2 protein-coding genes are annotated in these 1,826 nt (G+C 23.5%); one reads left to right on the forward strand and one right to left on the reverse strand.

Features of this window, described 5'->3' with window-relative positions:
* Positions 1-722: 722 nt before the first annotated feature.
* Positions 723-1,373 (reverse strand): hypothetical protein, encoded by a 651-nt coding sequence (locus tag NSA23_RS16425; protein ID WP_257490798.1) that lies wholly within the window; start codon positions 1,371-1,373, stop codon positions 723-725.
* A gap of 325 nt (positions 1,374-1,698) precedes the next feature.
* On the opposite strand from NSA23_RS16425, the gene NSA23_RS16430 reads away from it, so the two are divergent.
* Positions 1,699-1,826: HTH domain-containing protein (locus NSA23_RS16430; protein ID WP_257490799.1), on the forward strand; the 128-nt coding region annotated here is incomplete at its 3' end.

Genomic DNA, 1,826 nt, shown 5'->3' on the forward strand with positions numbered 1-1,826 from the left:
AATGGAATGTTGGAGTTAAAAATTATAAGTTAGTTGAAATTATAGAGGATAAGGAAAAATGAGAAATTAATAAAGTTAATATAATTAATAATTGAAGAAAAACATATAATCAATAATTCAATATTTTTTATATCCTTGATTATATGTTTTTCTATATTTATATTTTATTATATTTTATTGAAACTTATTTTTATATCTTATTGAAACTATAGTCATAATATACAATACAATTAAAATGATTACTATATGAAAATTTAATTGTATATGGCTGTAAAATGCGTTGAATAGTAGGAAAGATATTTTTCTCATTATGTTAGGTATTATCAGTAAGATTGTTTCTAAGATTCCTAAAATAGGAGCTATTAAATCATAATTTTCCTTTTTTATAAAAAATATAAATATAAAATATGCCAAACTTATAATATATAAAATATTAATTATGATAAATATGGGTTGAATTTGTTTTTTCAGTATTTGATTTTGTATATGTTGATTAGATATTGGTAGTATTATTAATATTATTATTGGATAAATAATTAGAAATAAGTTATTTAAAGTTTTTTTTTCATATAATTCTCCTTTTTATTTCTTTATTTTTTTGCAAAGTGTAAATTTAAGTATAATTAAAAGTTAACTTATACTTAAATTTACACCTTAGTTTAATGTTGTCATTATATTTTAATACTATTAAAAGTGTTTATTATTTATGGTTTATATCATGATTAATCTGAATATGTAAATTCAATTTTTATAGTATGAGATGTACCACTCATTCCTGATACTCTGATTTTTGCAGAACTCCAAGCTCTTGGAGCTGCGTCTCCAAAAATTCTATAATTATATCCCCAGCCTGTATAACGATTAAAACTATTGGAGGTAGGTTTAAAAGATATTTTTTTACCACCTTTTGCTAATCCTGTATGAGCACCTACTGATCTATTACTTACAACGTACATAGGTTTTGATGGAGTCCATCCTCCGTAGATTCTATTTAATCTAACTTTTTGATTATTTGCACTTACATCGTAATCAACAGAAAGTCTAGCAGTAACTCCTCCTGAAGTTTTATTTTTACCTTCACTTAGAGCAGGTGTTATTTTAGAAGTAGAATCTTCAATGGGGACATATATTTCGTAGTTAGTACTGAAAGATTTACTATCATTACTCATTATGTTTGTTAAATTATTCTTTTTTACAGTTGGTTTTATTTTTGTAATGTTTTTTTCTCCCGTTTCATTGTTTATAACTGTAACTATAGCTTCAGGATTATTATTAATATTGTTTAACTGTGTAGCAAAACTTTGATTGGGAATTAGCATTAAAGTAAAAAAAACAACTAAGGTAAATGCTACTATGGAGTTAACTTTTTTCATGAAATCATCTCCTAATAAAATAGTTTTTTATTTAATAATTTAAATTGTCACCTCTCTTTCTTATTGTTGTCTTTATCTAATGCGTACTATATTTTATAAAAAAGTATACCTAAACAAATTTGGATAGTCAAGCAAAATTAACCTTTTTTGCTTTTTTTTACCTCTTTATTTAAGAGCAAAAACAAGGATTAGATAGACTAATTCATTATTCTTCTTCATAAAATATTTATTAGGGTTTAAATTTTATTGTAAATCAATAAATAAGTTAAATTTAAGATTTTTATTAATTTATCTTTGGAGCCTGAAGCCTGGATTTTTTTATAGCATATCTGGAGAAAAAATTAGTGAAAATTTTGATGTAAGTAGAGCTGCAATATGGAAACATATAAATACTTTAAAAGAAGAAGGTTATGAAATAGAATCAGTCCCAAGGAAAGGATATAGACTTATTTC

The organism is Anaerosalibacter massiliensis (genome assembly GCF_024623155.1).
Taxonomy (GTDB): Bacteria; Bacillota; Clostridia; order Tissierellales; family Sporanaerobacteraceae; genus Anaerosalibacter; species Anaerosalibacter massiliensis.